General features: G+C 67.4%; 3 protein-coding genes. All 3 read left to right on the forward strand.

The annotated features are described in order from the left end of the window. Positions 1–94: 94 nt before the first annotated feature. Positions 95–943 (forward strand): pyridoxal kinase PdxY, encoded by an 849-nt coding sequence (gene pdxY, locus ACIPIA_RS14160; RefSeq protein WP_400510470.1) that lies wholly within the window; start codon positions 95–97, stop codon positions 941–943. Between the two features lie 10 nt (positions 944–953). Continuing rightward, positions 954–2,063 (forward strand): endonuclease/exonuclease/phosphatase family protein, encoded by a 1,110-nt coding sequence (locus ACIPIA_RS14165; RefSeq protein ID WP_400510471.1) that lies wholly within the window; start codon positions 954–956, stop codon positions 2,061–2,063. Between the two features lie 5 nt (positions 2,064–2,068). Continuing rightward, on the forward strand, positions 2,069–2,479 hold a 411-nt coding region (locus ACIPIA_RS14170), incomplete at its 3' end, for a PhzF family phenazine biosynthesis protein (RefSeq protein WP_400510473.1).

The raw sequence follows: 2,479 nt of genomic DNA on the forward strand, positions 1-2,479 counted from the left end.
GCGCTGATCGGCGCCATCACCGCTTTCGATTGGCGCCTTGCGCGGGAGCCGCTAGGTTCGCGGGCCTACCGCGAACAGGGTATCGCTTCGGACCATGAATATTCTCTCGATCCAGTCTCACGTCGCCTATGGCCATGTGGGCAATGCCTCCGCGACCTTCCCGATGCAGAGGCTCGGCGTCGAAGTCTGGCCGATCCATACGGTGCAGTTCTCGAACCACACCGGCTATGGCAGCTGGAAGGGCCGGGTCTTCGACGGTGGCATGATCGACGAGGTCATGGACGGCATCGCCGAGCGCGGCGTGCTGGCCGCCTGCGATGGCGTGATCTCCGGCTATATGGGCTCGGCCGATATCGGCCATGCGATCCTGTCCGCCGTCGAAAGAGTGCGGGCAGCCAATCCCAAGGCCCTCTATTGCTGCGACCCGGTGATCGGCGATGTCGGCCGCGGCGTGTTCGTGCGGCCGGGCATACCCGAGTTCATGCGCGAGCAGGCCGTGCCGGCGGCCGACATCGTGACCCCCAACCAGTTCGAGCTCGAGCTTCTGACCGATATCGAGATCAAGACCATCGCCGATGCGCACCGCGCCGTGGAGGCGCTGCGCGATGCCGGGCCGAAGGTGGTCATGGTGACCTCGCTCGTCACCGAGGAGACGCCGGCCGACGCGATCGACCTGATGGCGGCCGATGCGAAGGGGAGCTGGCGCGTTCGCACGCCCAAGCTCGATGTCAGCGTCAACGGCGCGGGTGACGCGATCGCGGCCCTGTTCTTCACCCATTACTTGCGCGAGGAATCGGCCGCGACCGCGCTGTGCAAGGCAGCCTCCTCGATCTACGGGCTGCTCAGGCGGACCAAGGAGGCGGGCTCGCGCGAGATCCTGACCGTGGCGGCGCAGGACGAGTTCGTCACGCCTTCACAGGTGTTCGAGCCGGAAGCGATCTGAGCGCACCACGATGAAGCTGCGCATCGGCACCTTCAACGTCGAGAACCTGCTGACGCGCCACCGCTTCGAGCCCGGCGGGCGCACCGAGACGGCCGCGGCGATGTCGCTGTTCCATTTCCCGCGCGCCGATGAGCGCGACGCGGTGGAGCGCTCGCTCGCGGTCGCGCTGGAGGACGACAAGCGCCAGATGACGGCGCTCGCCATAGCCGAGGCGCAGGCCGATCTCTGGATGCTGCAGGAGGTCGATTCTCTCGCCAGCCTGCAGGCCTTCTTCTCGAACTATGTCCACCGCATCGCCGATCATCGGTACGGTCATTTCGCGCTGATCGACGGTAATGACCGGCGCAATATCGATATCGGCTTCGCCGCGCGCCGCGATCTCTTCGGGCAGGTCACGGTGCGCTCGCACAAGGACCTGACCTTCGCCGAGGCCGGCGTGCATGACCGCGAACTTGCCATGCTCGGCATCGGGCCGCACGGCAAGGTCTTCGCGCGGGATTGCCTGGAGGTGGAGATCGCCCTCGACGGGCGGCGGCTCAGCCTGTTCGGCTGCCATTTCAAGTCGATGAACAATGGCCGCGAGGACGGCCGGGAGATGACGCTGCCGGTGCGCCGTGCCGAGGCGCGGGCGGTGCGCTGGTTGGTCCAGCAGCGCTTCGGTGGCGGCTGGCGCGAGACGAACTGGATCGTGCTGGGCGACCTCAACGGCTATCGCCATGGCCTCGGGCCGCGGGCCGAAGTGGTCGATGAGGGGGCCAGCGGCATCGAGCCGTTGCTGGACGACTTCGCCATCGATCCGATGGAGGCCCAGCCCGAGCATGAGCGCTGGACGCATTTCCGGCGCTACTGGTCCGAAAGCCAGGAGAAGCTGATCGACAGCCATATGCCGCTCGACCACATCCTGCTTTCGCCGGCGCTGGCAGCGGCCAATCCAAGGCCGGCGATGCAGATGATCCGCCGCGGCCTGCCATATCGCGTGCCGTTAGACCCGCGAGAACCGGACCGTTCGATGGCGCGGCTCGCCACCTGCGCCGACCGCTATCCGCGCGTCGGCTGGGATCGGCCGAAGGCGTCCGACCACTGTCCGCTCACGATCGATCTCGACATCCCGGAAGGGTGACCCCGATGAAACGCCGCTTCGTCACGCTCGACGTCTTCACCACGCGCCGCCATGCCGGCAATCCCCTCGCTGTGGTGCTCCAGTCGGAAGGGCTCGACACCGAGGCGATGCAGGCGATCGCGCGCGAGTTCAACCTGTCGGAGACGGTCTTCGTCGCGCCGCCCGAGAAGCCCGGTCATCGTGCCGCGATCCGTATCTTCACCCCCGGCACAGAGCTGCCCTTCGCCGGGCACCCGACCGTCGGCACGGCGGTCTGGCTGGCGCTCAGCGACGATGCGGAGGGGCGCCTCGCCGATCTGCTTGTGCTGGAGGAGAAGGTCGGGCCCGTCTCCTGCGCCGTCGAGATCAAGGGCAGCCATGCCGGCCATGCGGTCTTCACATTGCCGCGCCTGCCGGAGCGGGCGGGGGAGGCGGTT

The sequence above is a fragment of the Allobosea sp. CER48 genome (genome assembly GCF_044752385.1).
Classification (GTDB): Bacteria; Pseudomonadota; Alphaproteobacteria; order Rhizobiales; family Beijerinckiaceae; genus Allobosea.

Excerpts from the sequence above, each read along its gene's own strand:
- pdxY (WP_400510470.1), top strand. The coding sequence starts at position 95 with ATGAATATTCTCTCGATCCAGTCTCACGTCGCCTATGGCCATGTGGGC.
- ACIPIA_RS14165 (WP_400510471.1), top strand. The coding sequence starts at position 954 with ATGAAGCTGCGCATCGGCACCTTCAACGTCGAGAACCTGCTGACGCGC.